Source organism: Ruegeria sp. L11 (assembly GCF_056531755.1).
Map to the genome: position 1 here is coordinate 94987 of NZ_JBQFMI010000009.1, position 26875 is coordinate 121861.

A 26875-nucleotide genomic window follows, 5' to 3' on the forward strand; every position below is an offset into this window, starting at 1 on the left:
CCTATCGTACTCAGTTCGAGGCGACCTGATAGCTTTGCGGCAGGCCCGCATATTCTTCGATCGCACCTTGCAGCCATTCGTCATAGACTTCCTGGCTTACGACCTTGACGGTAATCGGCATATAGGCGTGGTCCTTGCCACACAGTTCCGAACACTGGCCAAAATAGATGCCTTCTTTGTCGGCCTGGAACCACAGTTCGGCCAGACGTCCGGGCACACCGTCCTGCTTTACGCCAAAGGCCGGGATTGTCCACGAGTGAATCACGTCGGATGCAGTCACCTGCATCACGATGACCTTGCCGACCGGAACGACAACAGCGGTGTCGGTGGCCAACAGCCATTCATCATCGCTGTAGCCTGCATCGATCAGCTTGGCGCGCATTGCGTCATCCAGAACAAACGGCGTCACGTCCGCGTCCGCAGGGCGTGCGCCCTCGTCCAGGGTCGCCGGGTGGCCCAGCAGATAGCTGTCGAATGCGAAATCGTGATCAACATACTCGTAGGTCCAGTACCACTGGTTGCCGACGACTTTGATGGTGATGTCACCTTCCGGGATTTCCTGCTGTTTGAAAAGAACCGGCAGCGAGAACGCGCCAATAAACACCAGAATCAAGATCGGACCCAAGGTCCAGGCGATTTCAACAGGGGTATAGTGCGAGAAACGCGCCGGGGTCGGGTTTGCGCGCTGATTGTAGCGCACGATGCAATAGACCAGCAGAGCTGCAACCAGCAGACAGACTGCGGTGATGATCACGAGAATCATGCCGTCCAGCTTCTGGATTCCTGTGGCAAGGCTGGTGGCCGCGGGCTGAAAGCCCATGCCGCCGTCTACCGGCTTGCCGATAATCTCAAGCTCCTGAGCCATGGCGGGTAGGCTGGAGAGGGCTGTCATAAACCCTGAAAGCATCAAAGCATTCTTCATGTTCTGTCCTGATCGTTTGATCTTTGCGTCCCTGACGGAAAGGTGTGAATCGGTCGCACCTCTCCCGTTGTCTTTGGCCGCGTTAAAAACCATATTCCGGCGGGTAGATAAAGCAAAATGCTTGCGTCAAACAGACGCTATTTTTGATCTGGATCAAACCCGAAAGGTCGCAACCCATGCCTGAAGCCCCGTTTCGCCCCTTTGAGAGCGCCCTGCCGCAAGATGAAGCACTGGCCATATTGCGCTCGGCAACGGACGGGGCCGAGGATGGAGAGCTGTTTGTCGAGCGTCGGAAATCCGAATCTCTGGTGTTTGACGACGGGCGGCTTCGCACCGCGTCTTATGACGCATCCGAAGGGTTTGGCTTGCGTGCCGTTCAGGGCGAAGTGGCCGGGTACGCGCATTCCACTGACGTATCGATTGCCGCACTGAAACGTGCTGCCGAAACCGCGCGACTGGCGGTTGGCGATGGAGGCGGAACGCTCGCTGAAGCCCCCCGCCCCACGAATACGCGCCTGTACACGGACGAAGACCCAATCGAATCCGCCGCCTTCCCGGTGAAAATCGAAACCCTGCGGGAGATTGACGCCTTTGCCCGCGATCTGGATCCGCGGGTGGTTCAGGTCAGCGCAATGATCGCAGCCGCCGTTCAGGAGGTGGAAATTCTGCGACCCGATGGTGTGATGGTGCGTGACGTGCGCCCCATGACGCGCGTGAATGTCTCGGTCATTGTTGAACAGGACGGGCGGCGCGAAAGCGGATCGGCCGGTGGCGGTGGGCGGGTTGGCCTGAGCGGGCTGATCGACCCTGCCGACTGGCAGGCCAAGGCGCGCGAAGCCCTGCGCATCGCATTGGTCAATCTGGACGCGGTTCCCGCCCCTGCCGGCGTGATGGAGGTTGCACTTGGTCCCGGCTGGCCCGGTATTTTGCTGCACGAAGCCATCGGTCACGGGCTTGAGGGCGATTTCAACCGCAAGGGAAGCTCGGCCTTTGCCGGACTGATGGGGCAACAGATAGCATCTAAGGGCGTGACCGTGGTGGATGACGGCACGATTGCCGACCGTCGCGGCTCGATCACTGTGGATGATGAGGGCACGCCCAGTTCGCGCACTGTATTGATCGAGGATGGCATCCTGACCGGCTACATGCAGGATCGGCAAAACGCCCGGCTGATGGGCGTTGCTCCTACGGGCAACGGGCGTCGGCAGAGCTATGCGCACAAACCCATGCCGCGCATGACCAATACGATCATGTTGGGGGGCGACGCTGATCCGGCAGCTTTGGTGGCTGATATCAAGGACGGCATCTGGGCGGTTGGATTCGGCGGCGGCCAGGTCGACATCACCAACGGCAAGTTCGTTTTCTCGTGCACCGAGGCGTATCGTGTCGAAAACGGCAAGATCGGCGCGCCGGTCAAGGGCGCCACGCTGATCGGTGACGGGCCATCGGCCTTGAAGCGCATCCGCGGCCTTGGCAACGATATGGCGCTGGATCCGGGTATGGGAACCTGTGGCAAGGACGGTCAATGGGTGCCCGTGGGTGTGGGTCAACCGACGGTGCTGATGGACGGGTTGACTGTCGGCGGGTCGGCAGCCTGAGGCGGAAGAGAAGCGCAAAGGCAGGCGCAGGGTTAACCATGCGCCACTTTGATTCGATAGCACTCCAACCGACGCCATTGATTTGAGCGCCGGTTGGAAAATATTCTTTTATTTATTTTCAGACACTTGATCGGTGTATTCTTCGAGAAATACAGATAAATCGCTGCTAATTATCTGCGATTCAGAGGCTGTTAACCCCCTGTCCCGTAAACCAGTTCTGCAATCAGGCGGAGCAACGGATGACCGAAGAGCAGCTTTCTTCCAATCACCCCCCACTCCCACCCACCACGGAAGAGGACCGGTTTTCGTGGCTTCGCCTGTTGCGCTCGCGCAAGGTCGGCCCGGCGACGTTTCGTCGGCTGCTGCGTGAACATGGCTCGGCGCAGAACGCGCTGGCCGCGCTGCCTGAAATGGCGCGCGCCGCCGGAATAGATGGGTATGAAACCTGTCCCCCCGGCGTGATCGAGGCGGAACTCAGGGCCGCAGAAGCCGCCAAAGCGCGGCTTTTGTGCCTTGGGTCCGCAGATTTCCCCAACGCATTGAACGACCTATCCGATGCCCCGCCCTTGCTTTGGGCCATCGGGGATGTGTCGCTGTTGCAGAAACCGGCGATTGCGATGGTGGGCGCGCGCAACTGTTCCTCGCTGGGCGCACGGATGGCGCGTGGTCTGGCGCGCGCCTTGGGTGAAAAGGGACATGTGATTGTCTCGGGTCTGGCGCGCGGCATTGATACGGCAGCGCATATGGCGTCGCTGGACACCGGCACTGTTGCCGTCATGGCGGGCGGTGTCGATGTCATTTACCCGGCCGAGAACACGGAACTGGCGCATAAAATCGCGACCAAGGGACTGCGGCTGTCGGAACAGCCAATGGGCGTGACACCTCAGGCAAGGCATTTTCCACGCCGCAACCGGATCATCTCGGGCCTGGCCCAAGCTGTTGTGGTGGTCGAGGCCGCCGCCAAATCCGGCAGCCTGATCACAGCACGTGACGCCCTGGATCAGGGGCGCGAGGTTCTGGCCGTACCTGGCCATCCGTTCGACGCCCGCGCTGCCGGGTGCAACCTTTTGATTCGGGACGGTGCGACGCTGGTCCGTTCGGCAGACGACGTTGTCGAAGCCCTGCCGCAGCAAGGCGATCTGATCTTTGCAAAACCCGAGCTGCCGCCCGCCATGCAGCCACGGCCTGCCGTACTGGACTTGCAGGCGCAAATCCTTGAGCGGTTGGGACCTTCCCCCATCGCCGAAGACCAGTTGCTGCGCGACATTGCGGCCTCGGCCGGGGATCTGGGGCCAGCGCTGGTCGACCTTGAACTGGACGGACGAATCCAGCGCCAGCCGGGCGGGTTGTTGTCTCTGGCAAGCTGATTAGGATGGAAGGCAAGATTGCATAGTCGAATGCTCTGCCTGCAATCCGGCGCGGGTATCACGCTGAAATCACGTCGCTTTTCCGCCTGCCAAAGGAACGCATTGACAATCCCCGCTTGCCCCACACATTTTGCACCACCATAAAAGGCGCCAAATTCGTCGAGCGAGGTTTCCCCTTAAATGCCTGTAGTTGTTGTAGAATCTCCGGCCAAAGCAAAAACAATCAATAAATATCTCGGCCCTGACTACACCGTTCTGGCCTCTTACGGCCATGTGCGGGACCTGCCACCAAAGGACGGATCGGTCGATCCGGACCATGGATTTTCCATGACATGGGAAGTGGGCAATGACAGCCGCAAACATGTAAAGGCCATCGCCGACGCGCTGAAAGAAGACAACGCGCTGATCCTCGCCACTGACCCTGATCGTGAGGGCGAGGCGATCAGCTGGCATTTGCAGGAAGCCCTGACCAAGCGCCGCTCGATCAAGAAAGATACACCGGTCAGCCGGGTGACCTTCAACGCCATCACCAAAGAGGCGGTGACCGAGGCGATGAAGAACCCGCGCGACGTCGATATGCCCCTGGTCGAAGCGTATCTGGCACGCCGCGCCTTGGATTACCTTGTTGGCTTCAACCTGTCACCGGTTCTGTGGCGCAAACTGCCCGGTGCAAAATCCGCAGGTCGGGTGCAATCGGTCTGTCTGCGCCTGATCGTCGAGCGCGAGATGGAGATCGAAGCGTTCAAGCCGGTCGAGTACTGGTCGGTTCGGGCCCTGTTCGAGACACCGCGTGGTCAGACCTATGAGGCGCGGCTGGTCACGTTGGCGGGCAAGAAACTGGACAAGCACGATCTGGCCAACGCAACACAAGCCGAACTGGCGGTTCAGGCCGTCACCAGCCGCGCGCTGCGTGTGACTTCGGTCGAAGCCAAGCCCGCCGCGCGCAATCCAAGCGCGCCGTTCATGACCTCGACCCTGCAACAGGAGGCCAGCCGCAAATTCGGCATGGGCGCGCGCCATGCAATGCAGGTTGCGCAGCGCCTCTATGAGGCCGGCTACATTACCTATATGCGAACCGACGGGATCGACATGGCGCCCGAGGCCGTGACGGCAACGCGCGACACCATCGCGGATCGGTACGGTGCAGAATATGTGCCGGACAGCCCGCGTATGTACAAGAACAAGGCCAAGAACGCGCAGGAAGCACACGAATGTATCCGCCCCACGGATATGACGCGCGATGCCAAGGCGCTGAAGGTCACGGATGAAGATCAGCGCAAGCTTTATGATCTGATCTGGAAACGGACCATTGCCTGCCAGATGGCGGCAGCACGGTTGGAGCGCACCACGGTCGAGATTGGCAGTGACGACGGTCAGGTCGGTCTGCGAGCCACCGGTCAGGTGGTAATGTTCGACGGGTTCATGCGCGTCTATGAGGAAGGCCGCGATGATGTCGCCGATGATGACGAAAAGCGCCTGCCACAGATCATGGAGGGCGACCCCGCGCGCTTTTCCAAGACCACGCTGCGCGATCAGTTTGCCAAGGCCACCAGCGAGTCGGACAAAGCCGCTATCATGGCTGATAACGAAGCCGTTCTGGCGTTGCAGCATCACACGCAACCGCCCCCGCGCTATACCGAGGCCACTTTGGTCAAGCGGATGGAGGAGTTGGGGATCGGACGTCCTTCGACCTATGCCTCGATCGTGACCACGATTCAGGACCGCGAATATGTGCGCAAAGACAAGAACCGGCTGATCCCCGAGGAAAAGGGTCGGATCGTCACCATCTTTCTGCTGAACTTCTTCCGTCAATACGTTGGATACGAATTCACCGCGAATCTGGAAGAGCAACTGGATGACGTCAGCGCCGGTGATCGTGACTACAAGGATCTGCTGGGCAAGTTCTGGCGTGATTTCTCAGCAGCGATTGGTGAAACATCCGAACTGCGCATATCGGAAGTGCTGGACAAGCTGGACGAGGCATTGGCGCCACAGCTTTACCCCCCGCGTGAGGACGGGTCCGACCCGCGCATCTGCCCGAAATGCGGTCTGGGGCAATTGCACCTGAAAACCTCGCGCACTGGCGGCTTCGTGGGCTGCGGCAACTATCCGGAGTGCAACTATACACGGCCCATCGCCGGTGAAGGCGCGGAAGGTGACGAACAATTGCTGGGCGAAGACGCCGGGGATGATATCTGGCTGAAATCCGGCCGCTTTGGGCCGTATGTCCAGCGGGGTGAACCCACGCCCGAGAACAAGAAGCCACCGCGCGCCTCGCTTCCACGCGGCTGGAGCAAGGATGACATGGATCTGGACAAGGCGCTGACGCTTCTGTCCCTGCCCCGTCAGATCGGTGAGCACCCCGAAGGCGGCATGATCACCTCGAACTTCGGGCGCTTTGGCCCCTATCTGATGCATCAGCTGGCCGATGAAACCAAGCCGGTCTATGCCAATCTCAAAGACCCTAATGATGTGTTCGAAATCGGTATGAACCGCGCCGTTGAGCTTTTGGCCGAGAAACGAGCCAATCCCGGCGGACGCGGGCGCGCGGCTGCAAAACCCTTGAAAGACCTGGGCGAGCATCCCGACGGCGGCGCGATGCAGGTTCTGGACGGACGGTACGGGCCATATGTAAAATGGGAAAAGGTCAACGCGACAATCCCAAAAGACATCAAGCCCGAAGACGTGACGCAGGAAATGGCCATCGAACTGGTCAATGAGCGCGCATCCAAGAAGGGCACCAAGAAAAAGGCTGCACCCAAAAAGAAGGCTGCCGCCAAGAAGACAGCAAAGAAAGCGGCTGAATAAACCGGACTTTTGACCGGGACATGTCACCAAACACGCGGGCCGGTTTCTGAATAAAGGAACCGGCCCGCGTGTTTATGGACTGACGCGATACAGGATTGCGTTGTTCAGTAAAGGAGTTGAGACATGTTCAGAACCGCCATTCTTGTTGCGGCGATAAGCGTTGCGGCTGCCACGCAGGGCCATGCCGCGCATCACGTCAAGTCCGCCACAGCCGAAATCATCAACGCGCAAGGCGACGTCATTGGTCAGGCGAAGGCGACGCAAGGGCCCAATGGTGTTCTGCTGCACGTGCGCGTCACAGACCTGCCGCCGGGAAAACATGGGTTGCACCTGCACAGCCATGGTGTCTGCGAGGCCGGCGAAGGGTTCAAGACGGCCCAAGGCCATGTTGGCAAAGTTGAAGGCGCACATGGGCTGCTGAACCCTGAAGGCCCCGAGCCCGGCGATCTGCCCAATCTATATGTGGGACAGGATGGCGTGGGCGAGATGGAGGCCTTTACAAACCTTGTTTCGCTTGAAGGTGATGGAGATGTATTGCTGGATGGGGACGGATCAACTTTCATCATCCACGAAGCTGGCGACGATCACATTAGCCAGCCCATTGGCGGTGCAGGTGGGCGCATCGCCTGCGGGATCCTGATCGCAGACTGACACTATTGTCAGCTGAACTACCGTAGAAATACCTGAACCTTCTGGTTTCATTGACTTCCCCATGACGTGGCGGCAAAAACTGCCCATCACCATGTCATTGGGGGAGTTTTCCATGAAGAAAGTCTATGCCAATGCCGCCGAGGCACTCGATGGGGTGCTGACGGATGGCATGCTGATTGCCGCAGGCGGGTTTGGCCTGTGCGGCATTCCCGAACTGTTGCTTGCTGCCATCAGGGATTCGGGCGTCAAGGACCTGAGCTTTGCGTCGAACAATGCCGGTGTGGACGATTTCGGTATCGGCATCCTGTTGCAAACCAAGCAGGTCAAAAAGATGATCAGCTCATATGTCGGCGAAAACGCCGAATTCATGCGTCAGTATCTGAGCGGTGAGCTGGAATTGGAATTCAACCCTCAAGGAACACTGGCCGAACGAATGCGCGCCGGTGGTGCCGGTATTCCCGGTTTCTACACCAAGACGGGCGTCGGTACCGTGATTGCGGAAGGCAAGGAGCACAAGGATTTCAACGGCGAGACCTATATCCTTGAGGAAGGCATTTTTGCCGATCTGGCCATCGTCAAGGCTTGGAAAGCTGACGACACCGGCAATCTGGTATTCCGCAAGACCGCCCGCAACTTTAATGTGCCCGCTGCAACCTGCGGCAAGATCTGCGTGGCCGAAGTGGAAGAGATTGTTCCGCGCGGCTCACTGGATCCAGACAAGATCCACCTGCCCGGCATCTATGTGCATCGCATCATTCAGGGCGATCACGAAAAGCGCATCGAACAGCGCACCACCCGCAAGAAGGAGGACGCATAATGCCCTGGGACCGCAATCAGATGGCCGCACGCGCGGCAGAGGAACTGGACGACGGCATGTATGTGAACCTCGGCATCGGGATTCCGACGCTGGTGGCGAACTATGTCGGCGACAAGGACATCACACTGCAATCGGAAAACGGTATGCTGGGCATGGGCCCTTTCCCGTATGAAGGCGAAGAAGACCCGGACCTGATCAACGCGGGCAAACAGACGATCACCGAGCTGTCCCGCACTGCCTATTTCGACAGCGCCACGTCCTTTGCGATGATCCGGGGCGGCAAAATCGCTGCTGCGATCCTGGGTGCCATGGAAGTGGATGAGAAAGGCGACCTGGCAAACTGGATGATTCCCGGCAAGCTGGTGAAAGGCATGGGCGGCGCCATGGACCTGGTTGCAGGCGTTGGGCGCGTGATCGTGGTTATGGACCACACCAACAAGCACGGTGAAAGCAAGGTCCTGAAGGAATGCACTCTGCCACTGACAGGCAAGGGTGTCGTGGATCGCATCATCACCAATCTGGGCGTTCTGGACGTGGTCGAGGGCGGATTGAGAATCGTCGAACTGGCAGATGGTGTCAGTGAAGACGAAATGCGCGCTGCGACCGAAGCGACAATCGTCGGCTGAAAAAAAGAAAAGGCCCGCCGGATCGAGGCGGGCCTTTTTCAATTTGAGGTCTGGAACACGCAACCATCTGAAATCAGATCCGGCGGTGTCGCGCACAAAGCCCGCGCGATCTGGAAAGCGGCCAGAACCTTGGGGACATAATCCCGGGTTTCGGCATAAGGCGGCACGCCGCTGTGTTTACGTACAGCCCCCTCACCCGCGTTGTAACCGGCCAGAACCAGAATCGGATCATTCCCGAACTCTTCCATCAGCCAGTTGAGGTATTTCACGCCCCCGGCGATGTTCTGCGAGGGTTGCAGACTGTCCTTAACACCAAAGCGGGCAGCTGTGGCGGGCATCAACTGCATAAGCCCCTGCGCGCCGGCCGAACTGACGGCATCTGCGCGACCGGCTGATTCAACCGAAATGACGGCCAGCACCAGCGCTGGCGACACATTGGTTCCCACGGTTGACCGCAAAATCTCGATCCCGCGTTCTTTTGCTATGTTTTGCAGCGATTGCAGCCGGGGTGATCTTACATTCGTCGCCGCCAGCGCGTTAATCGCAGCATCAAGCCGCCCGGCCCCACCTTCATCGATATGCGGTGAAATGCGGTCCCAGAATGCCTTGTACGACCCTTTCGGGTCAGGCGCGGCACCGATTCCCGGCACTGTGGGCTGAACCACTTTGGTTCTTGCTATGATTTCTGGAACCACCAGCTCCACCCCTGTGCTGGGGGCTGAGGGCTTGGCCGCGTGTTCCTCGGGCGTGATCTGAATGGTCACGCGAGGACGCTCACCCGGCTTGGGGGCCTTGATCCGCTTGTAAACTCCGCGCGGCTCAACCTCGGTCGCAGACCCGGGTGCGACACCAGATAGTAAAAACGCCAGTACACCGGCGCATTGAAGTGCGTTCCGGAGAGTCATGTGCCTGCCTCATGTATTCTTTTTACGCGATTTGAACCGCGAATCTTCGCCCAAGGCCAGAAAAACAAAGCGAATTGGGGCAATTTCGCCTCATTTGGCGTATATTTGCACCGCTGCGGAGCACTTCGCACCAATCGAAGAAATTTTTTTCCTTTTATTTGCAAAGGTTTACGCATTTAGTGACTAAAAAGTTAAGCCGCGCGAAAAAAAATCTGTGTTTGGCCCAATTCCTGCCACGCACAACAGGCAAACATTAATCCATACCGAGACGGACATGAGCGGACTGAGAGAGAAAGCTCTGAAGAACGCCGAGGTTTGTTAAACTCTTTTTGATCCTTTAGGAGGGACGTAACATGATCAAGTTCATCAAGAACTTCCGCAAAGACGAAGACGGCGCAGTAACAGTTGACTGGGTTGTTCTGACCGCAGCAGTCATCGGCCTGGCAGCCGTTGCATACCAGCAGATCTCGGCTGGCGCGACCGGCCTGGCAACAGACGTGAACCAGGCCCTGAACGGCGCATCGCTGAGCACCGGCAGCAACACCGCAACCGGCGGTATCACAACTGCAGGCAGCAACAGCGGCAGCTAAGCTTCTGCTTGAGCAAGATTTTAAAGCCGCGCCATTCAGGCGCGGCTTTTTTCGTTCAGAGGTCTTTCAATATCTTTAAGAATAGAGTTTGACGGTCCTACCCCGCACGCCACGCCGCGAGCGTCACCGAATTGATCACGCCCAATTTGCAGGTCTTTGCGCACAAAAGAGCCCGTTAAAAAGTTTGGAATCTTGGATATTTCCACCGAAATCAACTTTTGGCCTGATTTCCGCCATCCGAACGAACCACTGTTAGGCGACGTTACAGGAAACACTGAATTGTCGTATTGGAGATAAGTAGATGCTAAAGTTCCTTAATCGGTTCAAATCGGACGAAGCAGGAGCGGTGACCGTTGACTGGGTGGTTTTGACCGCAGTGCTCATCGGTCTGTCAAGCGCGACCTACCTTGTCATCAGATCAAGTGTTGATGGTATCGGCGGTAACATCAACCAAGCCATGAGTTCCTCTGTTGTCAGTACCGGCTCGAACACCGCTCCCGGTGGCCTTGTAACAGCGGGAACCAACTGACCCACAGCGAGTTTTCACATTCACCAGCTTTCCTGAGCTTGTTGGTGAACGTGTCGGGCAAATAATCGCGGCGACCTTTTTGGGCGCGGCGTTTGTTTCGTTGTTCTTCGTCTGGCCTGCCGCAGGGAGATGACAGCAGTTGTTTTGCGGAATTGTGCGAAAGCTGACGCAGAATCTAACAAGCAGACATTTTTGTCCCACATTTCGACACAATTTACATTTAACACTTGGGCTGTTTCAAAGTGGCCCTTTGGCCGCTTAGTATCCGACTAAATAAGAAAGAGGTGCATGTATGCGAGCGGTATTCGGACTTGTCCTGATTGTCGGCGTTGCTCTGGCTGGGGGCGCCGTTTACATGGCGCGCAACTATATTGCGGCTTATCAAAGCGAACTGGCACGGCAGAAACAAGCGGCAGAAGAAGCGCTGGCCAATGCCAAAGTCGATGTCATCCCGACGGTAACTGTTTACGTTTCAAATCGTCCTCTGAAATACGGTGAACGCCTGACGCAAGAAGACATTCGCGCTGTAGACTGGCCGGAAAACGCGATTCCCGAAGGTACGTTCTCTGATCTCACTGCCTTGTTTCCCGAAAGTGGCGCCAATGAGCGTTATATTCTGAGGACCATGGAAAAAGACGAGGCGATTATGGAGGTCAAGATCACACGGCCAGGCGAATCGGCCGGGCTGACCTCTCGTCTTGAAAAAGGTATGCGCGCCTTTGCGATCAGCGTGGACGTGGCCTCTGGTGTTTCAGGCTTCCTGCGCCCCGGCGACAATGTCGACATCTACTGGACCGGGTCAAGCGGGACGGTAGAAGGGAATTCTGGCGGCATCACCAAACTGATCGAAACCAACGTTCAGCTGATCGCCGTCGACCAGACCGCTGGTTCGGACGTCGCAAGCGCAACGATTGCACGCACAGTCACGGTCGCAGCCACGCCGGAACAGGTCGCAGCACTCGCGCAGGCCCAGAACACCGGGCGGCTGTCACTGGCCCTTGTTGGGGTACAGGATGACTCTGTTGCGTCGGCAATCGAGGTGGATCAGCGCAAACTGCTTGGAATAACGGCAGCCGCTCCGGAACCGAAGGAAGAGGTTGAACAGGTCTGCACGACGCGCATCCGACGCGGTGGAGAGATTGTCAACGTGCCTATCCCCTGTACAAATTGACGCCAATTCAGAGTGTTACAAGATCGGAGCCGCATCTCAGATGCGGCTCTTTTCTTGTTGTTGTTGCCAATTCTCCACATAAGGAAAATTCCAGAAACCATTGATTATTGCAATAAATTCGGATTTCGCGCAGTCTCTTTGCACATAGGGCATAAGACCCAAAAAACGAGGCGTGATCGGAGAGGCAGGTCACATGACAATACGTTCCTGGATCAGCGCAACCCTGCTGGGGTTGTCGCTTGTTATGAGCCCGGTCGGCGATGCCGCCTGGGCTGAAACCCTTCGCGTGGTGAAAAAGGGCACAGTGGAAACGCTGGAAGTTCCGATGAATCGCGCGATTGTTGTGGAAAGCGAACAACCGTTTGCAGAGCTCAGCATTGCCAACGCAGGCATTGCAGATATCTCTTCGCTTTCGGATCGCACAATCTATGTTTTGGGCAAGGCCCCTGGCCTGACCACGCTAACACTGTTTGATGGCGCAGGAAATCTGCTTGCCAACGTACGTGTCCGGGTCTCGCCCGATGTAACCGAATTTAAAGAGCGTCTGCGTCAGATCCTGCCAAGTGAGCAGATTGAAGTGCGCACCGCCAATGATGGCATCGTACTCTCCGGCACGGTTTCAAGCGCCGCCAAACTGGCCCGCGCACTTGAATTGGCTGAACGCTACGCGCCCGAACGTGTATCGAACCTGATGTCTGTAGGTGGCGTGCAGCAAGTGATGCTGAAAGTACGCTTTGCCGAGATGAATCGCTCAGTCGCAAAAGAGCTTTCTTCAACACTTTCAGTTGCGGGCACTGATTTTCTCGGTGGCTTCAATCCGCAGAACCTTGTTCCCCCTATCACCGTGGAAAATGGTACGTTGTTGTTTGGCTTCGGGGTCGGATCAGCTCAGGTCAACTTGCTGCTGCAAGCCCTCGAGTCGAAGGGCCTTGTTCGCAACCTTGCCGAACCAAACCTTTCGGCCCTGTCCGGACAGGAAGCAACGTTCCTGGCTGGCGGTGAGGTTCCGATTCCAGTGCCGCAAGACGACGGTGTCGTGGCAATCGAGTACAAAGCCTTCGGTGTGAATATGAACTTCATCCCGCGGGTTGTGGACGGCGACCTGATCAATCTGGAAATGGGCACCTCGGTTTCGAGCATCGACACCAGCACGAACTTCACGATCAATGGAGACACCGTTCCCAGCTTTATCGTGCGGGAAGCCAAGACCACTGTAGAGTTGCGCGACGGGGAAAGCTTTGCCATCGCAGGGCTGCTTCAGGACAACTTTGTTGACCAGGTCAACCAAGTGCCGTGGCTGGGAGATGTGCCGGTTCTGGGGGCCTTGTTCCGCAGCGCTGACTATCAGCGCGAACAAAGTGAACTTGTCGTCATCATAACGGCGCATCTGGTGACGCCGACGCGTGGCGAGGCGCTAGCCCTTCCCACCGATCGTGTCAAACCACCCAGCGAATTTGACCTGTTCGCGAATGGTCGGGTTGCTCGTACACAGCGTCCCGGAGCCGGCGGAGCATCCGAAGTTGCCAAACAGAATTTTGGCAGCTCGTACGGCTACGTCCTAGATTGATCAGGAGGATAGGACCAATGCAGAAGTGGATCATCACACTGGGTCTTACGGTCGCCGTTGCCGCATGTACGCGCGAGGTCGGATATGAGATCGATGCCGGAACCTTTGGAAACGCGACATTGAACAATATCCAGGTTCAAAACGGCGAGTTGACCTACGCTCAGATTCTTGGGCGCAGATTTGCCGCGGATGTGCCCAGCCAAGTGAACTTTGCCTTCAACAGTTCGCAACTGGACGCATCAGCGCAAAGCATACTGTTGCAGCAGGCTGACTGGATCAAACAGTTCCCCGAAGCCAGGTTCCGGGTTTACGGACACACAGATGCCGTAGGATCAACCAGTTACAACAAGAGCCTTGGTCTACGCCGCGCGCAGGCAGTAGTCGCATTCCTTGAACGGCAAGGAATCTCTCGTTCACGTCTTGAAGCCGTTGTATCCTTTGGAAAAACGCAGCCGTTGATCGCGACACCGAATCGGGATCGCCGCAACCGCCGGACGGTAACGGAAGTTTCTGGCTTTGTTGATCGTCACCCGCAGCTGCTGGACGGCAAATACGCCAACATCATCTATCGCGAATACGTTGAAAGTGCGACGTGGAAGAGCGTGATCGAAGATGTATCAACAACAGATACGGCCAACTAGTGCCGCTGGCATTGGTGGATAATACAAGCAGAATGGGCGACATCGTCGCCCATTTCCCTACAATTGGTTCTTTTGCGCCCAATTCTTGCCCAACTTCAAAGTAACATTGTGAAAAATAGGGTGACCTGCGGCCAAATTTGACCGTATTGGGGCGACAGCACATCAATCTGGCGGAATTCGTTCATATGACATGCTGAGCCCTCACGACGAGGATAGTGTTTATGACCAGCGCAACGCCGCAAGACGAAAATTCTGCAATCCTAGCCTGCACCATAAGCCGGGATGTCCAGAATTTCGACCTTCTGATTGAAGACATGGAAACCATTCTGGGCGAGCGCTGGGGCGACCTGGGCTTTGCCGAAGCGCTGGCCTTTTTTAGCCAACCAGAAGCCGAAGCGCTTGAATTCGTTGCATTGGCAATCGACGGGGAAGATGAAGACAACCTGTCATTGATGGGTGAAATCATCACAAGGGCCAAGGAAAAGAAGATCAAGGTCGTCTTGATCGCCGAGGACGTCACACCTGCTTCGCTCCACCAACTGCTGCGCAAGGGTGCGGACGAGTTTGTCCCCTACCCGCTTCCGGAAGGTGAATTGCAGGAAGCGGTAGAACGCATGAAGCAGCCCGATCCGGTTGTCATGGCGCAAGCCGCAGCTGTTCCATTGGCAAATGGCGAATCAAAGGAAGGCGCGTTGTTCGTCGTTCAGGGACTTGCTGGTGGCGTGGGATCCACGACTTTGGCGGTAAACCTGGCCTGGGAACTGGCCTGTGCCTCGGACAAGGATGCCCCGTCTGTCTGTCTGATCGATCTGGATCTGCAATACGGCACGGTTTCAACCTATCTGGACCTGGCACGCCGCGAGACGGTGTTCGAAATGCTGTCGGATACGGATTCGATGGACAGCGAGGTTTTCTCACAAGCTCTTCAAACTTATGAAGAAAAACTGCAGGTTCTGACTGCACCATCCGACATGGTGCCATTGGACCTGATTACCCCCGAAGACATCCAGCGCGTGATTGACGTGGCGCGCACGCATTTCGACTATGTGGTTGTGGATATGCCTAAAACGCTGGTCTTGTGGTCGGAAACGGTCTTGCAAGCGGCGCATGTATATTTTGCAATGATCGAGCTTGATATGCGCTCGGCTCAGAACGCCCTGCGCCTCAAGCGCGCGTTGCAGGCCGAAGAACTGCCCTTCAACAAGCTGCGCTTTGCGCTGAACCGGGCCCCAAAATTCACCGACCTGAATGGAAAAAGCCGCGTGAAACGTATGGGGGAAAGCCTTGGCATCTCTATTGATCTGCTGCTGCCTGATGGGGGCAAACCTGTCATGCAAAGTGGCGACCATGGTTTGCCGCTGGCCAATTCAGCCGCCAAGAACCCGCTTCGCCGGGAAATCGCGAAGCTCGCCAAATCACTTCACAGCCTTGGCAGCAGCAGCGCTGAAGCTGCGTAACATCATCCCAAGGGGGGATCGCCGTGTTTTCAAGATATAAAAAACAGCCAGCAGCGCAGCCCGTCAAAGCGGCAGCGCAGCCGGTCGAAACGGCGGCACCTGCCGCACAAGCTGCCCCCAGCCCCGCTGCAACGGCCGTCGTACGCAAACCTCAGAAAAAAACGGCTGAGGTTGCCGGGGCAGATCGTGATCGAAAACGCAAAGAGCGGCTGAGTGAGATCAAGATCGAACTGCACCGCGAGTTGCTGGAGAACCTGAACCTGGCAGCTTTGGAAACCGCCGCCGAAGCGGAGCTACGGGCCGAAATCAGCGCAATCGCCAGCGAAGTTCTGGAAACCAGGAACATCGTTCTGAATCGCGACGACCGATCGCAACTGAACAAAGAACTTTATGACGAAGTAACAGGCCTTGGCCCGCTTGAGACGCTGCTGCAGGACGATACGGTCAACGATATTCTGGTCAACGGACCGCATCAGATTTTCGTGGAACGTGCCGGTAAGCTGGAAATCAGCGACATCACGTTCAAGGATGAAAAGCACCTGATGCGGATCATCGATAAGATCGTGTCCGCGGTAGGCCGTCGAGTCGATGAATCCAACCCCTATGTTGACGCCCGACTGGCCGATGGATCGCGATTCAACGCCATGGTGCCCCCTATCGCGGTTGATGGGTCTCTGGTTTCGATTCGTAAATTCAAAAAAGACAAGCTGGGTATCGATGATCTGGTCAATTTTGGTGCGTTCACCGAGGAAATGGCTGCCTATTTGCAAGCTGCCGTGTCGACCCGACTGAACGTTATCGTGTCGGGCGGTACCGGTTCCGGTAAAACGACTACGCTCAACGCTCTGTCCAGCTTTATCGACGATGCCGAACGCATCCTGACCATCGAGGATACAGCGGAACTTCAGCTGCAACAGACGCATGTGGGCCGGATGGAAAGCCGACCGCCCAACGTGGAAGGCAAAGGTGAGGTCAGTCCGCGCGACTGTCTGAAGAACGCCTTGCGTATGCGACCTGACCGCATCATCGTCGGCGAGACACGCGGCGCCGAGGTGATCGATATGTTGCAGGCCATGAACACTGGCCACGACGGTTCGATGACCACGATCCACGCGAACTCGGCCCGTGACGGGATTTCACGTCTGGAAAACATGATCGCGATGGCCGGCATCGAAATGCCCATTAAGGCCGTCCGCAGCCAGATCGCAAGCGCTGTGAACCTGATCGTTCAGGCCAGCCGATTGCAGGACGGTTCGCGCCGCATGACCTCGATCACCGAGATTACCGGTATGGAAGGTGACGTGATTTCAATGCAAGAAATCTTTCGTTTTCAACGTGTTGGCCTGACACCTGACAACAAGATCATCGGTCACTTTACGGCAACTGGTGTGCGCAGCCACTATTCGGAACGCTTCCGTCTGTGGGGGTTTGATCTGCCCGCATCCATCTACGACCCAACCACAATGTAGGAGAACCGGGTATGCAATTGCCTATGGAGGCGATCATCTATGTCGCCATCTTTGTGGGGGTTCTTGCCCTGGTCGAGGGCATCTATCTGGTTGCGTTCGGCAAATCTATCAGCCTGAACAGCCGGGTCAACCGGCGTCTGGACATGCTGGAAAAGGGTGCCGGGCGCGAACAGGTTCTGGAGCAGCTGCGCAAGGAAATGCAGCAGCACATGAAATCACAGAGCATTCCTCTGTATTCGCTGCTTGCTGACAAGGCTCAAAAAGCCGCCATTGCGTTTTCACCCCGTCAGCTGATCATGATCATGGCTCTGGTCTCGGCCATGGCGTTTGTCGGTCTGAGCATCGGTACCGCGACGGATACGGCGCTGCGCATCGCGATTTCAATCGCCATCGGTATTGGCGGTGTTTACGCGTGGGTAAACCACAAGGCCAAGAAACGTATGGGCATGATCGAAGAGCAACTGCCTGACGCGGTTGAGCTGATGGTGCGTTCGCTTCGTGTGGGTAATCCTTTCGTTTCGACAATTCAGGTTGTTTCCAACGAAGTTCAGGATCCGCTGGGAACCGAGTTTGGTATTATCGCGGATGAATGCGCCTATGGACGCGATGTGGGCGAGGCGCTCAAAGATATGGCCGAACGTCTGGACATGCAGGATCTTCGGTTCCTCGCGGTTGCTGTGGGTATTCAGCAGCAGTCCGGTGGTAACCTGGCTGAAATTCTGGCTGGATTGGCACAGGTGATCCGCGCGCGGTTCCGCCTGTTCCGGCGCGTCAAGGCGATCACGGCCGAAGCCCAATGGTCAGGTAAGTTCCTGTCTGGCTTCCCAATTGCGTGTCTGATTTTCATCCTGGTCAAGGATCCGGGGTATTATGACGAAGTGTTGGATCACCCCTGGTTCATCCCTGCGTGTTTCGTTGTCGGCATTTTGCTGACACTGAACCTGATCGTCATGAAGATCATCACCAACATCAAGGTCTGAGGGCAGCACAATGGAATTTCTGACCAACATCAATGACCTGCTGACCCAACACCTGGGTGAGTTCGGCCCCCTGATCATGGTGGGTGTACTTGGCCTGATCATGGTTCTTGTCGCTGTCTCACTGATCATGAGCCAGCCGGAAGATCCTCTGAAAAAGCTTCAGCGGTCGAATGCGGCGCCCCGGGCGACGAAAAAAAGCAAGAAAGAGCAACTGCGTAACTCCAGCCGCAATGAGCAGCTTGAGAAATTCGCGACTTTCCTGGAGCCGAAAAACGAAGAAGAGTATTCGGCGGTTGAGCTGAAGCTGCGTCAGGCGGGATACCGGTCAAAAGATGCGGTCCGGTTCTTTCACTTTGCGCAGTTTTCGCTGGGTATCATTGGTATCGTTGTCGGTGTTCTGCTGATTACGGTCCTGTCAAACGGTCAGGAATTCACCGGCCAGCAGATGATGATCCGGGTATTCGTGCCAGCCGCAATCGGTTATTTCGCGCCGAAATACTGGATCACACGCCGGGTCGAAGCACGCAAAGAGGCGATTACCGCAGGCTTTCCAGATACGCTTGACCTGATGCTGGTCTGTGTTGAGGCCGGACAATCACTGGACCAGGCCATCGTGCGCGTGTCCGGTGAAATGAAATCCTCCTACCCAGATATTGCTCAGGAATTCGAAACCGTCGCACACGAGATGAAAGCCGGTAAGGACAAAGACACTGTTTTGCGCGATTTCGGAGTGCGCTGCGGCGTACAGGACGTGAACTCATTCGTCACCGTGATGATCCAGTCGGCGACTTTCGGTACATCCATTGCCGAGGCATTGCGGGTTTACGCCTCAGAGATGCGTGACAAACGCGTGATGCGCGCCGAAGAGGCTGCGAACAAGTTGCCTACCAAGATGACTCTTGTCACAATGATGCTGACAGTTCCGCCACTGCTGATCATTCTGGTCGGCCCGTCGGCGAATGTCATTTCGACTTTCGGGCGCGCAGGATGATAAACCCCTATGAAAGCTGAATTCTGGTGCTTCCCTTCCGGGTTTCGCCGAATACTTAAGGCCACCGTGGTTTGCACCATGGTGGCTTCTTGCACAGAAGGCCTGTCGCCGAACGGCCTGGATGCGCCGGGAGTTGATCCCAGGGGACAAGCAGAAGACAATATCGAGGTCGGAAACCGGCTGATGGCTGCCGGTGAATACGAACTGGCGCTTGATACCTTTACGCGCGCCGCGCTGGACCAAGGTATGACGACACAGGTCCTGACCTCTCTGGGTACGGCCAATCTTGGGTTGCGGCGTTTAGGGCAGGCTGAGAAATTGCTGCGCCGCGCCGTGGAAGGCGATCCGGATTGGCCTGTTGCATGGAATAATCTGGGCGTTCTGCTGATGGAGAAACAGGAGTACCCCGAAGCGGCGCAGGTCTTTCAACGGGCTTACGCGCTGGACAATGGCGAAAGTGACGCAATCCGCGACAATCTGCGCTTAGCACTCGCAAAAATGGAAAATCCTGTTAATAATATCCCGCAAGAACAACAAGAATTTACACTGGAGCAGCTTGGCGACGGGCAATTCGCGCTACGCAAAATCCAGTAATCGAGGCAAGAGCAGTAAAGGACGCAAAAAATGCGCCAGCAATTCTTGATTCCGGCAGTTATTGTCAGCGGTCTGATCCTTTCGGCCTGTGCAAAGGAAACCGAAGAGGAAAAGGTGGAACGAACGTTTCAGGAAGTGAACGTCATTGACGAAACCAACCTGAACGATGTGTTGTTGAGTGCCGCCGACCCGAATGAGGCGGTGACGTATTTCCACGGTGCCACACTCAAGAACCCTGATCGCATCGACCTTCAGCGCGGATTGGCAATATCCTTGGGACGCGCAAAACGCACCACCGAAGCGGCAGCAGCGTGGAAGCGCGTGACGACAATGAAGGGTACGAACGCCGCAGACAAGGTCGAGTATGCCGATGCGCTGGTGCGAAATGGCGACTGGTCTCAGGCTAAAACCGTTCTGGATTCGGTTCCCCCAACGTTCGAAACCTTCAAACGCTACCGTCTTGAGGCGGTGGTCGCGGATTCCCGGAAAGAGTGGAAGCGGGCTGATCATTTCTATGAAACGGCCGTTGGGCTGACCACCCGCCCGGGCAGCGTGATGAACAATTGGGGGTATTCGAAACTAACCCGTGGCCAGTATGCCGAGGCCGAACGCCTGTTTACCGACGCAGTCCGTCAGGACAGCTCTTTGTTCACTGCCAAGAACAATCTGGTTCTGGCCCGGTCAGCGCAGGGCAACTATAGCCTTCCTGTGGTGCCGATGACCCAGGTTGAACGGGCGCTACTGCTGAATACGATGGGTATTTCCGCAGTCAAACAAGGCGACGTAGAAACCGCGAAAAACCTGTTCCGCGAGGCTATTGCCACTCATCCGCAGCATTTCGATGAAGCGGTTCGCTCGCTTCGTGCGCTTGAAGAGGCCTGACACATGCAAATCCCCGCTGCGGCGGCGGCATGGTTCCTGCCCTTCGTGCTGCCGATCTGCTTTTACGTGGCCTTCACGGATATGCGTGAGATGCGGATCAAGAACCATGCAGTTGTTGCCCTGGCGCTGATTTATGTCGTGGTCGGGCTGATTGCCATCCCGCCCTGGTCCACCGGTGCGGTCAGCGGTCATCTTTTGCTGATCAATGTGTCGATGCCAATCTACTTCTGGCATCTTCTGCATATCCCTGTTGTGTTGATTTTCGGCATTCTTCTGAACGCGTCAGGAGCAATGGGCGCGGGTGACGCGAAGTTTCTTGCCGCGTCCGCGCCATTTGTCTGGCTTGGCGATCTAAAGCTGGTGCTTCTTATTCTGACCGCCTGTATTCTGGCTGCCGTGGTCACGCACCGTTTGGCGAAAATCACAAGGTTGCGCACCATTGCGCCACATTGGGAAAGCTGGGATCGGGGCAAACAGTTCCCCATGGGTTTCGCACTGGGTGGCTCGTTGGCCATGTATCTGATTCTGGGTACTGTTCTCGGTTCGTAAACTATCATCAGCGCGCCTTGCCGCTGCCTTTGTCCCGCCACAAAGCTGGGTCACTTTTCCTTCAAGTCGCCCTTATTCGGGCAGTTGGCGTTACAATTTGACGAACGAGCACCGCGCATGAATATGCAGACTTCCTCTGTTATGGCCCCCCCTGCCCCGAAGGGGTTAGGTGAAATGAAGCTTCCGCTGGTGATGATGCGGGATATTTTGCTAAAGACCATATTCCGCAAGAATGCGAGCACAGTGTCAGAAGTTTCAGCAGCCATTTGTCTGCCCGGCGCTGTCACGCAGGAACTGATCGATATCGCGCGCGAACAAAAATTGCTTGAGGCTACGGGGACGCTGAACGCCAACAGTGGCAACGAGATGGGATATCAGCTGACTGATGCCGGCAAGGCCCGCGCACTGGATGCCCTCAGCCAGTCCGAGTATTTCGGTGCGATGCCCGTGCCGCTGGATGTCTATCGCGAGCAGGTCAAGCGCCAGTCGATCCGCAACATTCAGGTCACGCGCGACCAGTTGACCAATGCCATGGGCCATCTGGTTCTGCCCGACAGCCTGCTGGATCATCTGGGCCCGGCGGTCAGCGCAGGCCGGTCGATCCTGATGTATGGCCCGCCGGGCAACGGTAAATCGTCCATCTCGAACGGCATTCGCGATGCGTTGGGGGACAATGTCTATGTACCCTATGCCATCGAATATGCGGGGCAGGTGATCACAGTCTACGACCCGATCGTGCATACCGCGATCGAGCAGGAGGCCGACGACCCGAACAGCCTGCGCCGCCGCAAACGGTTCGACTCACGCTATGTACAGTGTGAACGCCCGACCGTAGTCACCGGCGGTGAACTGTCGCTTAGTATGCTGGACCTGGTCTACAACCCCACGGCAAGAACCTATCAGGCACCGCTTCAGCTGAAATCCACCGGCGGCATCTTTATCGTGGACGACCTTGGCCGTCAGGCCGAACCGCCGCAGGCGCTGGTCAACCGCTGGATTGTTCCACTGGAAGAAAACAAGGATATCCTGGGCCTGCAATCGGGTGAGAAATTCGAAGTTCCGTTTGATACGCTGGTCATTTTCTCGACCAACTTCCACCCGAACGAGATCTTTGACCAAGCGGCCCTGCGCCGGATCTTCTTCAAGATCAAGATCGACGGCCCGAATCAGGAAAACTTCCTGAAGATTTTCGCCATGGTTGCGCGCAAACGCGGGATGCCGCTGGATGAGGCGGCGCTGGTGCATCTGCTGAAGGTCAAGTACCCGACCATCAACAATATCTACGCCAACTATCAACCGATCTTCCTGATCGACCAGATGATCTCGATCTGCGAGTTCGAAGGCATCCCCTATCAGATGAGCCCGGAACTGATCGACCGGGCCTGGGCCAACATGTTCGTCAAAGACGAGAAAATCGTCAAATAACGCCGTGCCATTACCACTCCGGGGCGGGTAGTCTGCGTTCATGACGCAGATTCCCGCACGGATTGCCACTTGGTTTTCCACCAAAGGCTGGTCCATCCACCCGCATCAGCAAGAGATGTTCGACCGCGCATGCAGCCTGGCGACACTGTTGATTGCGCCCACCGGTGGCGGCAAGACCATGGCCGGATTTCTGCCGTCGCTGGCTGAACTTGCGGATGCTGATCACAATGGATTGCACACAATCTATGTCTCGCCGCTCAAGGCGCTGGCAGCGGATATCAAACGTAACCTGCGCACCCCGGTGGATGAGATCGGTCTGCCTATTCGGATCGAGGATCGCACCGGTGATACCTCAGCCACGCAAAAGAAACGCCAAAGGGTCGATCCGCCCCACATCCTGCTGACCACACCGGAAAGTCTGGCGCTGCTGACCTCGTACGAGGATGCGCCGCGTATGTTTGAAGGGGTGCAGCGGATCATCGTTGATGAAATCCACGCACTGGCTGAAAGCAAGCGAGGGGATCAGCTGATGCTGGCGCTGGCACGTCTGCAACGCCTCAATCCCGATCTGCGCCGCGTCGGGTTATCGGCGACAGTGGAAGATCCTGTTGCGATTGCCCGCTTTCTGGCCCGCCGTCCTGATCCCTGCCAGATTGTACAGGCCGACCCCGGCCCGGACCCGGATATCCGAATGCTGGAAACGCCACAGATGCCACCCTGGTCTGGTGGTGGCGCGGCTTATGCCATCCCAGCTGTGCTGGAGCAGATCAAGCACCACAAGACCACGTTGATCTTTCACAATACGCGCGCCCAGGCCGAGATATTCTTTCACAATCTTTGGCTGGCCAATGATGACGGTCTGCCCATCGGTATCCATCACGGCAGTCTGGACCGACAACAGCGCGAGCGGGTCGAGGCGGCGATGGTTCGGGGGGACTTACGCGCCATCGTCTGCACCGGTTCGCTGGATCTGGGCATCGATTGGGGGGATGTCGATCTGGTGATCCAGATCGGCGCGCCAAAGAATGTCAAAAGGCTGGTGCAAAGGATCGGACGGGCCAACCACCGCTATAACGCACCTTCCAAGGCGCTTTTGGTGCCTGCCAATCGCTTCGAAGTGGTCGAATGCGTCGCCGCGCTAGAGGCCGCCAAAGCCCATGAATTAGATGGGGAACCCCGCGGTCGCGGCCCGCGCGATGTTTTGTGCCAGCATATCCTGATTGCCGCCTGCGCCGGGCCGTTTAACGCAGATGATCTATATGCCGAGATGACATCCGCCGGGCCTTACGCTCAGCTGAAGCGGGCAGAGTTTGACGCCTGCCTGAATTTCTGCGCCACCGGCGGCTATGCTCTGCAAGCCTATGATCGCTGGCAAAGGTTGCAGCAGCGTACCGACGGGCAATGGCAGTTGCGCGACCCACGCGCCGCGTCGCGCATTCGTATGAATCTAGGCACTATTCAGGACACGGATACGCTCAAAGTTCGTCTGAAACGTAACCGGGGCGGCAAACCTCTGGGTGAGGTTGAAGAAGCATTCGCTGCCTCGCTGACGCCCGGCGACACCTTCCTGATCGGCGGGCAAATCGTGCGGTATGAGGGACTGCGCGAGATGGTGGTCGAAGTCACGCGGCGTGCTGACCGAAAGCCAAAGATTGCGACCTTTTCGGGCACGAAATTCGCAACCTCAACGCAACTCAGCGACCGCATCCTGAACATGTTCGCCCAACAGGGCTGGCCACAGCTTCCCCCTCATACGTCTGAATGGCTGGATTTGCAGCGCCAGATGTCCCGCCTGCCCCAGCGTGATCGGCTGCTGATCGAGAGCTTTCCCAGCGACGGGCGTGAACATCTGTGCGTCTACGGATTCGCTGGGCGCAACGCGCAACAAACACTGGGCCTGCTGCTGACCAAACGGATGGAGGAAACCGGTTTGGCCCCGCTGGGGTTTGTCGCCACGGACTATGCCACGTTGATCTGGGGTCTGGACGCGGTTACCGATCCCCGCCCATTGCTTCAACCCGATGCCCTGCGCGACGGGCTCGACACCTGGCTGGCAGGCAACGCCGTTATGAAGCGCACGTTTCGTGCATCGGCCACCATTGCCGGTCTGATCGAACGCAACATGGCAGGGCAGCGCAAAAGCGGGCGGCAGGCTACGTTTTCGTCGGACATCCTGTATGACACCTTGCTTAGATACGATCCCGATCACCTATTGATGCAGATCACCCGCGAAGAAGCCATGCGCGGGCTTGTCGATTTCGGTCGGATCGAAACAATGCTGGCCCGAATTGGCGACAGAATCGATCTGGTGCGGCTCGAGCGTGTCTCGCCCCTGTCAGCGCCACTGTTTCTGGAGGTTGGCAAAGTGCCGGTGAAAGGCAGTGCCGAAGAAAGGCTTCTGGCGGAAGAAACCGCGCGTCTGCTGCAAGCGGCGGGGTTGGATCAGCTTTGATCTGCTTGCGCCGGGCTCTGAAACAGGCCAAGAACGTATCATGAACGAACTTGGGTTTCCCTTTGCAGGTCAGCGCCTGTGTGCTTTGCCTTCCGGTGCGCTTTGGTGGCCAGACGAGAACCTGCTGTGCGTGTCGGACCTGCATCTGGGCAAATCCGAGCGCGTGGCGCGGCGTGGTGGGCCTTCGCTTCCGCCTTATGACAGCCGTGAAACGCTGGACCGCCTGAAGGACGACCTGGGGCATACGAACGCCAAAACCGTTGTATGTCTGGGCGACAGCTTCGATGATCTTGAGGCTGCCCGGGCGCTGCCAAAATCAGAAATGCTAAGGATCGCGACCTTACAGTCCGGACGTCAGTGGATCTGGATTGAGGGGAACCACGATCCCGGTCCTATTGAGATGGGTGGAACCCATCTGTTCGAATGGCACCGTGGCCCGCTTGTTTTCCGTCATATCGCGCAGGATCCCACGCGAGGAGAAGTTTCCGGCCATTACCATCCAAAAGTCCGGATCAGGGTCAAGGGACGTCATATTTCACGCCCCGCCTTTCTGCTGAACGATCATCGCCTGATACTTCCGGCATATGGCACCTTTACCGGGGGGCTGCGCAGTTCGGATCATGTGCTGTCGGCACTCATGGGATCGCAGGCGATGGCGATCCTCACAGGTCCGCATCCGCATATGATGCCAATGCCACAATAGGTTCAGATCAGGCCGTCCTGTTCCAGCAACGGCTTGTATTTCCGGCTGACCGGAACCAGATCGCCATTGACCAGTTTCAGAAAGGTTTTGCTGCCTTCTCTTTCGACACTTGCAATGGATGCGTCGGTGACCCAATGCGAACGGTGCGAACAATGACCCGGGACAGGCTCCATCTCGGCGATTGCATCTGTGAAACGCGACCGAAGCGTGAAGGTGCCTTCTGAGGTGACAACATCTACGTTGTGATCCCGAACAGTCAGGCGATAGATCTGCCCGTTGAACCTGGGCGGCAAGCGTTTGACAAGGCGTGGTTTTTCAGAATCGGATTCAGTATTGGCCGAGGCATTCAGGTCGTTACGCTGAACAAGCATCAAGCCTGTCGCGAACAAAGCGCCGTACACGACAACCCGTTCGGTATCTGGCACCATATTTCCACCAAGGATGTAAAGTGCCCAGGCTAGCATCCACAAAGAAGGCGTGAACAACGCCACGGTCAAGACAACATATGTCAGGTCCCGTGCCAGAAGGTTCAGAAGTGCAAAATTCTTCTGCATCAGCTTTCGGACCAGCCCGGTCACCGTCAGAGCAAGGAGCATTACCCCGGCCCAGAATACAAGCCGCAATCCAAATGACAGGTCAGAATCAAGAAAGGGTGGAAACGCATATGCAAGTAAAGGAAGAAAGACCAAACCCGCTGCCACACGCTGCGGTGAAAATGCCTTCTGGATTATACTTATTTTAGACGTCATACCGCTTTTGTGCATGAATTAGCATAGCTCAACCCGAATGCCTCAGACACAATAGTGTCTTCACCTGTAACCAACTGGGAATACAGGGATATCATGAATTGTTCGGCTGTCAAACCCATTCAGGCTGCTTTGCCCATGCTCTCATGGGGCGGTCTGGGGGCGGTTTGGCTGGAACCTTGCCTGCCAAAAAAAGGGGACCGGTCCGACGGATCCCCTCCGGCCCCCGTGTTTATCAGGCGGTCAGGCCTTCTGGTTCTGGGAGTTTGTTTGCGCGGCAGCAGGCGGTGAGGGTGTTGGCCAGCAGGCAGGCGATGGTCATGGGGCCGACGCCGCCGGGGACCGGGGTGATGGCGCCGGCGCGTTCGGCAGCGCTGGCATAGTCGACGTCGCCGACCAGCTTGGTCTTGCCATCCCGCTCGATGCGGTTGATGC

The 26875-nt window shown here is 56.9% G+C and carries 24 protein-coding genes and 1 pseudogene; 21 read left to right on the plus strand and 4 right to left on the minus strand.

Annotation, left to right across the window (positions count from 1 at the left end):
- Positions 1–10: 10 nt before the first annotated feature.
- Entirely contained in the window at positions 11–922 is a 912-nt protein-coding gene (gene coxB, locus ACR0CE_RS14720) for a cytochrome c oxidase subunit II (protein ID WP_209505589.1), read from the minus strand.
- Positions 923–1098: 176 nt separating this feature from the next.
- Here coxB and tldD point away from each other — a divergent pair, with 176 nt between their 5' ends.
- From tldD to ACR0CE_RS14750, 6 genes are all read left to right on the plus strand, one after another.
- Positions 1099–2520: a metalloprotease TldD gene (tldD, locus tag ACR0CE_RS14725; protein ID WP_267363048.1), complete on the plus strand. Its 1422-nt coding sequence runs from the start codon at positions 1099–1101 to the stop codon at positions 2518–2520.
- Between the two features lie 239 nt (positions 2521–2759).
- The gene (gene dprA / locus ACR0CE_RS14730; RefSeq protein ID WP_480833057.1) at positions 2760–3887 is read left to right on the plus strand and encodes a DNA-processing protein DprA; all 1128 of its coding nucleotides are present in this window, start codon (positions 2760–2762) and stop codon (positions 3885–3887) included.
- Between the two features lie 180 nt (positions 3888–4067).
- Positions 4068–6695 (plus strand): type I DNA topoisomerase, encoded by a 2628-nt coding sequence (gene topA / locus ACR0CE_RS14735; RefSeq protein ID WP_480833058.1) that lies wholly within the window; start codon positions 4068–4070, stop codon positions 6693–6695.
- Positions 6696–6818: 123 nt separating this feature from the next.
- Positions 6819–7346: a superoxide dismutase family protein gene (locus ACR0CE_RS14740; RefSeq protein WP_480833059.1), complete on the plus strand. Its 528-nt coding sequence runs from the start codon at positions 6819–6821 to the stop codon at positions 7344–7346.
- Positions 7347–7458: 112 nt separating this feature from the next.
- Complete coding sequence (locus ACR0CE_RS14745; RefSeq protein ID WP_209505579.1) at positions 7459–8163, plus strand: CoA transferase subunit A; 705 nt, start codon at positions 7459–7461, stop codon at positions 8161–8163.
- Positions 8163–8789: a CoA transferase subunit B gene (locus ACR0CE_RS14750; RefSeq protein ID WP_480495174.1), complete on the plus strand. Its 627-nt coding sequence runs from the start codon at positions 8163–8165 to the stop codon at positions 8787–8789. Before ACR0CE_RS14745 ends, ACR0CE_RS14750 begins: the two co-directional genes overlap by 1 nt.
- Before the next feature lie 38 nt (positions 8790–8827).
- Here the strand turns inward: ACR0CE_RS14750 and ACR0CE_RS14755 are convergent, their stop codons facing one another.
- Positions 8828–9694: a lytic transglycosylase domain-containing protein gene (locus ACR0CE_RS14755; protein WP_480488501.1), complete on the minus strand. Its 867-nt coding sequence runs from the start codon at positions 9692–9694 to the stop codon at positions 8828–8830.
- 353 nt (positions 9695–10047) lie between these two features.
- Here ACR0CE_RS14755 and ACR0CE_RS14760 point away from each other — a divergent pair, with 353 nt between their 5' ends.
- From ACR0CE_RS14760 to pdeM, 15 genes are all read left to right on the plus strand, one after another.
- A complete protein-coding gene (locus ACR0CE_RS14760) occupies positions 10048–10284 on the plus strand; it encodes a Flp family type IVb pilin (RefSeq protein ID WP_480484372.1) in 237 nt (78 codons plus the stop codon).
- 301 nt (positions 10285–10585) lie between these two features.
- The gene (locus ACR0CE_RS14765; RefSeq protein WP_480484371.1) at positions 10586–10813 is read left to right on the plus strand and encodes a hypothetical protein; all 228 of its coding nucleotides are present in this window, start codon (positions 10586–10588) and stop codon (positions 10811–10813) included.
- Positions 10814–11105: 292 nt separating this feature from the next.
- A complete protein-coding gene (gene cpaB, locus ACR0CE_RS14770; protein ID WP_480488502.1) occupies positions 11106–11984 on the plus strand; it encodes a Flp pilus assembly protein CpaB in 879 nt (292 codons plus the stop codon).
- A 193-nt stretch (positions 11985–12177) separates the two neighbouring features.
- Positions 12178–13551 (plus strand): type II and III secretion system protein family protein, encoded by a 1374-nt coding sequence (locus tag ACR0CE_RS14775; RefSeq protein ID WP_480484369.1) that lies wholly within the window; start codon positions 12178–12180, stop codon positions 13549–13551.
- A 17-nt stretch (positions 13552–13568) separates the two neighbouring features.
- Entirely contained in the window at positions 13569–14192 is a 624-nt protein-coding gene (locus ACR0CE_RS14780) for an OmpA family protein (protein ID WP_480484368.1), read from the plus strand.
- Positions 14193–14413: 221 nt separating this feature from the next.
- Positions 14414–15649: a CpaE/TadZ family protein gene (locus ACR0CE_RS14785; protein WP_480484367.1), complete on the plus strand. Its 1236-nt coding sequence runs from the start codon at positions 14414–14416 to the stop codon at positions 15647–15649.
- Positions 15650–15672: 23 nt separating this feature from the next.
- Positions 15673–17118 carry a TadA family conjugal transfer-associated ATPase gene (locus ACR0CE_RS14790; protein ID WP_267363024.1) on the plus strand — a complete coding sequence of 482 codons (1446 nt, stop codon included), beginning with the start codon at positions 15673–15675 and terminating at the stop codon, positions 17116–17118.
- A gap of 11 nt (positions 17119–17129) precedes the next feature.
- Positions 17130–18098: a type II secretion system F family protein gene (locus ACR0CE_RS14795; protein WP_267363023.1), complete on the plus strand. Its 969-nt coding sequence runs from the start codon at positions 17130–17132 to the stop codon at positions 18096–18098.
- 10 nt (positions 18099–18108) lie between these two features.
- Positions 18109–19089, plus strand: a complete 981-nt coding sequence (locus tag ACR0CE_RS14800) for a type II secretion system F family protein (RefSeq protein ID WP_480833060.1) — start codon at positions 18109–18111, stop codon at positions 19087–19089.
- A gap of 9 nt (positions 19090–19098) precedes the next feature.
- Positions 19099–19683: a tetratricopeptide repeat protein gene (locus ACR0CE_RS14805; RefSeq protein ID WP_480586136.1), complete on the plus strand. Its 585-nt coding sequence runs from the start codon at positions 19099–19101 to the stop codon at positions 19681–19683.
- A gap of 30 nt (positions 19684–19713) precedes the next feature.
- A complete protein-coding gene (locus tag ACR0CE_RS14810; protein ID WP_267363020.1) occupies positions 19714–20565 on the plus strand; it encodes a tetratricopeptide repeat protein in 852 nt (283 codons plus the stop codon).
- A 3-nt stretch (positions 20566–20568) separates the two neighbouring features.
- Positions 20569–21114: a prepilin peptidase gene (locus ACR0CE_RS14815; RefSeq protein WP_480833061.1), complete on the plus strand. Its 546-nt coding sequence runs from the start codon at positions 20569–20571 to the stop codon at positions 21112–21114.
- Positions 21115–21231: 117 nt separating this feature from the next.
- Positions 21232–22539, plus strand: coding sequence for an ATPase (locus ACR0CE_RS14820; RefSeq protein WP_209505546.1), 1308 nt, complete (start codon positions 21232–21234; stop codon positions 22537–22539).
- Between the two features lie 40 nt (positions 22540–22579).
- Positions 22580–24991 (plus strand): ligase-associated DNA damage response DEXH box helicase, encoded by a 2412-nt coding sequence (locus tag ACR0CE_RS14825; RefSeq protein ID WP_480833062.1) that lies wholly within the window; start codon positions 22580–22582, stop codon positions 24989–24991.
- A 40-nt stretch (positions 24992–25031) separates the two neighbouring features.
- Positions 25032–25694, plus strand: a complete 663-nt coding sequence (gene pdeM, locus ACR0CE_RS14830; protein ID WP_480560402.1) for a ligase-associated DNA damage response endonuclease PdeM — start codon at positions 25032–25034, stop codon at positions 25692–25694.
- Between the two features lie 2 nt (positions 25695–25696).
- Here the strand turns inward: pdeM and ACR0CE_RS14835 are convergent, their stop codons facing one another.
- The gene (locus ACR0CE_RS14835) at positions 25697–26290 is read right to left on the minus strand and encodes a LytTR family DNA-binding domain-containing protein (protein ID WP_480484360.1); all 594 of its coding nucleotides are present in this window, start codon (positions 26288–26290) and stop codon (positions 25697–25699) included.
- 385 nt (positions 26291–26675) lie between these two features.
- Positions 26676–26875, minus strand: a pseudogene (locus tag ACR0CE_RS14840) (bifunctional methylenetetrahydrofolate dehydrogenase/methenyltetrahydrofolate cyclohydrolase); the annotation flags it as partial.

What these genes read in the sequence shown, in the direction of transcription:
- ACR0CE_RS14815 (WP_480833061.1), top strand. Translation starts at nt 20,569, where the DNA reads ATGCAAATCCCCGCTGCGGCGGCGGCATGGTTCCTGCCCTTCGTGCTG.
- ACR0CE_RS14785 (WP_480484367.1), top strand. Translation starts at nt 14,414, where the DNA reads ATGACCAGCGCAACGCCGCAAGACGAAAATTCTGCAATCCTAGCCTGC.
- ACR0CE_RS14805 (WP_480586136.1), top strand. Translation starts at nt 19,099, where the DNA reads ATGAAAGCTGAATTCTGGTGCTTCCCTTCCGGGTTTCGCCGAATACTT.
- ACR0CE_RS14795 (WP_267363023.1), top strand. Translation starts at nt 17,130, where the DNA reads ATGCAATTGCCTATGGAGGCGATCATCTATGTCGCCATCTTTGTGGGG.
- pdeM (WP_480560402.1), top strand. Translation starts at nt 25,032, where the DNA reads ATGAACGAACTTGGGTTTCCCTTTGCAGGTCAGCGCCTGTGTGCTTTG.
- ACR0CE_RS14765 (WP_480484371.1), top strand. Translation starts at nt 10,586, where the DNA reads ATGCTAAAGTTCCTTAATCGGTTCAAATCGGACGAAGCAGGAGCGGTG.
- ACR0CE_RS14750 (WP_480495174.1), top strand. Translation starts at nt 8,163, where the DNA reads ATGCCCTGGGACCGCAATCAGATGGCCGCACGCGCGGCAGAGGAACTG.
- ACR0CE_RS14810 (WP_267363020.1), top strand. Translation starts at nt 19,714, where the DNA reads ATGCGCCAGCAATTCTTGATTCCGGCAGTTATTGTCAGCGGTCTGATC.
- dprA (WP_480833057.1), top strand. Translation starts at nt 2,760, where the DNA reads ATGACCGAAGAGCAGCTTTCTTCCAATCACCCCCCACTCCCACCCACC.
- ACR0CE_RS14760 (WP_480484372.1), top strand. Translation starts at nt 10,048, where the DNA reads ATGATCAAGTTCATCAAGAACTTCCGCAAAGACGAAGACGGCGCAGTA.
- ACR0CE_RS14745 (WP_209505579.1), top strand. Translation starts at nt 7,459, where the DNA reads ATGAAGAAAGTCTATGCCAATGCCGCCGAGGCACTCGATGGGGTGCTG.
- topA (WP_480833058.1), top strand. Translation starts at nt 4,068, where the DNA reads ATGCCTGTAGTTGTTGTAGAATCTCCGGCCAAAGCAAAAACAATCAAT.
- ACR0CE_RS14775 (WP_480484369.1), top strand. Translation starts at nt 12,178, where the DNA reads ATGACAATACGTTCCTGGATCAGCGCAACCCTGCTGGGGTTGTCGCTT.
- ACR0CE_RS14755 (WP_480488501.1), bottom strand. Translation starts at nt 9,694, where the DNA reads ATGACTCTCCGGAACGCACTTCAATGCGCCGGTGTACTGGCGTTTTTA.
- ACR0CE_RS14800 (WP_480833060.1), top strand. Translation starts at nt 18,109, where the DNA reads ATGGAATTTCTGACCAACATCAATGACCTGCTGACCCAACACCTGGGT.
- ACR0CE_RS14835 (WP_480484360.1), bottom strand. Translation starts at nt 26,290, where the DNA reads ATGCTCCTTGCTCTGACGGTGACCGGGCTGGTCCGAAAGCTGATGCAG.
- ACR0CE_RS14740 (WP_480833059.1), top strand. Translation starts at nt 6,819, where the DNA reads ATGTTCAGAACCGCCATTCTTGTTGCGGCGATAAGCGTTGCGGCTGCC.
- ACR0CE_RS14825 (WP_480833062.1), top strand. Translation starts at nt 22,580, where the DNA reads ATGACGCAGATTCCCGCACGGATTGCCACTTGGTTTTCCACCAAAGGC.
- ACR0CE_RS14820 (WP_209505546.1), top strand. Translation starts at nt 21,232, where the DNA reads ATGAATATGCAGACTTCCTCTGTTATGGCCCCCCCTGCCCCGAAGGGG.
- ACR0CE_RS14780 (WP_480484368.1), top strand. Translation starts at nt 13,569, where the DNA reads ATGCAGAAGTGGATCATCACACTGGGTCTTACGGTCGCCGTTGCCGCA.
- coxB (WP_209505589.1), bottom strand. Translation starts at nt 922, where the DNA reads ATGAAGAATGCTTTGATGCTTTCAGGGTTTATGACAGCCCTCTCCAGC.
- cpaB (WP_480488502.1), top strand. Translation starts at nt 11,106, where the DNA reads ATGCGAGCGGTATTCGGACTTGTCCTGATTGTCGGCGTTGCTCTGGCT.
- tldD (WP_267363048.1), top strand. Translation starts at nt 1,099, where the DNA reads ATGCCTGAAGCCCCGTTTCGCCCCTTTGAGAGCGCCCTGCCGCAAGAT.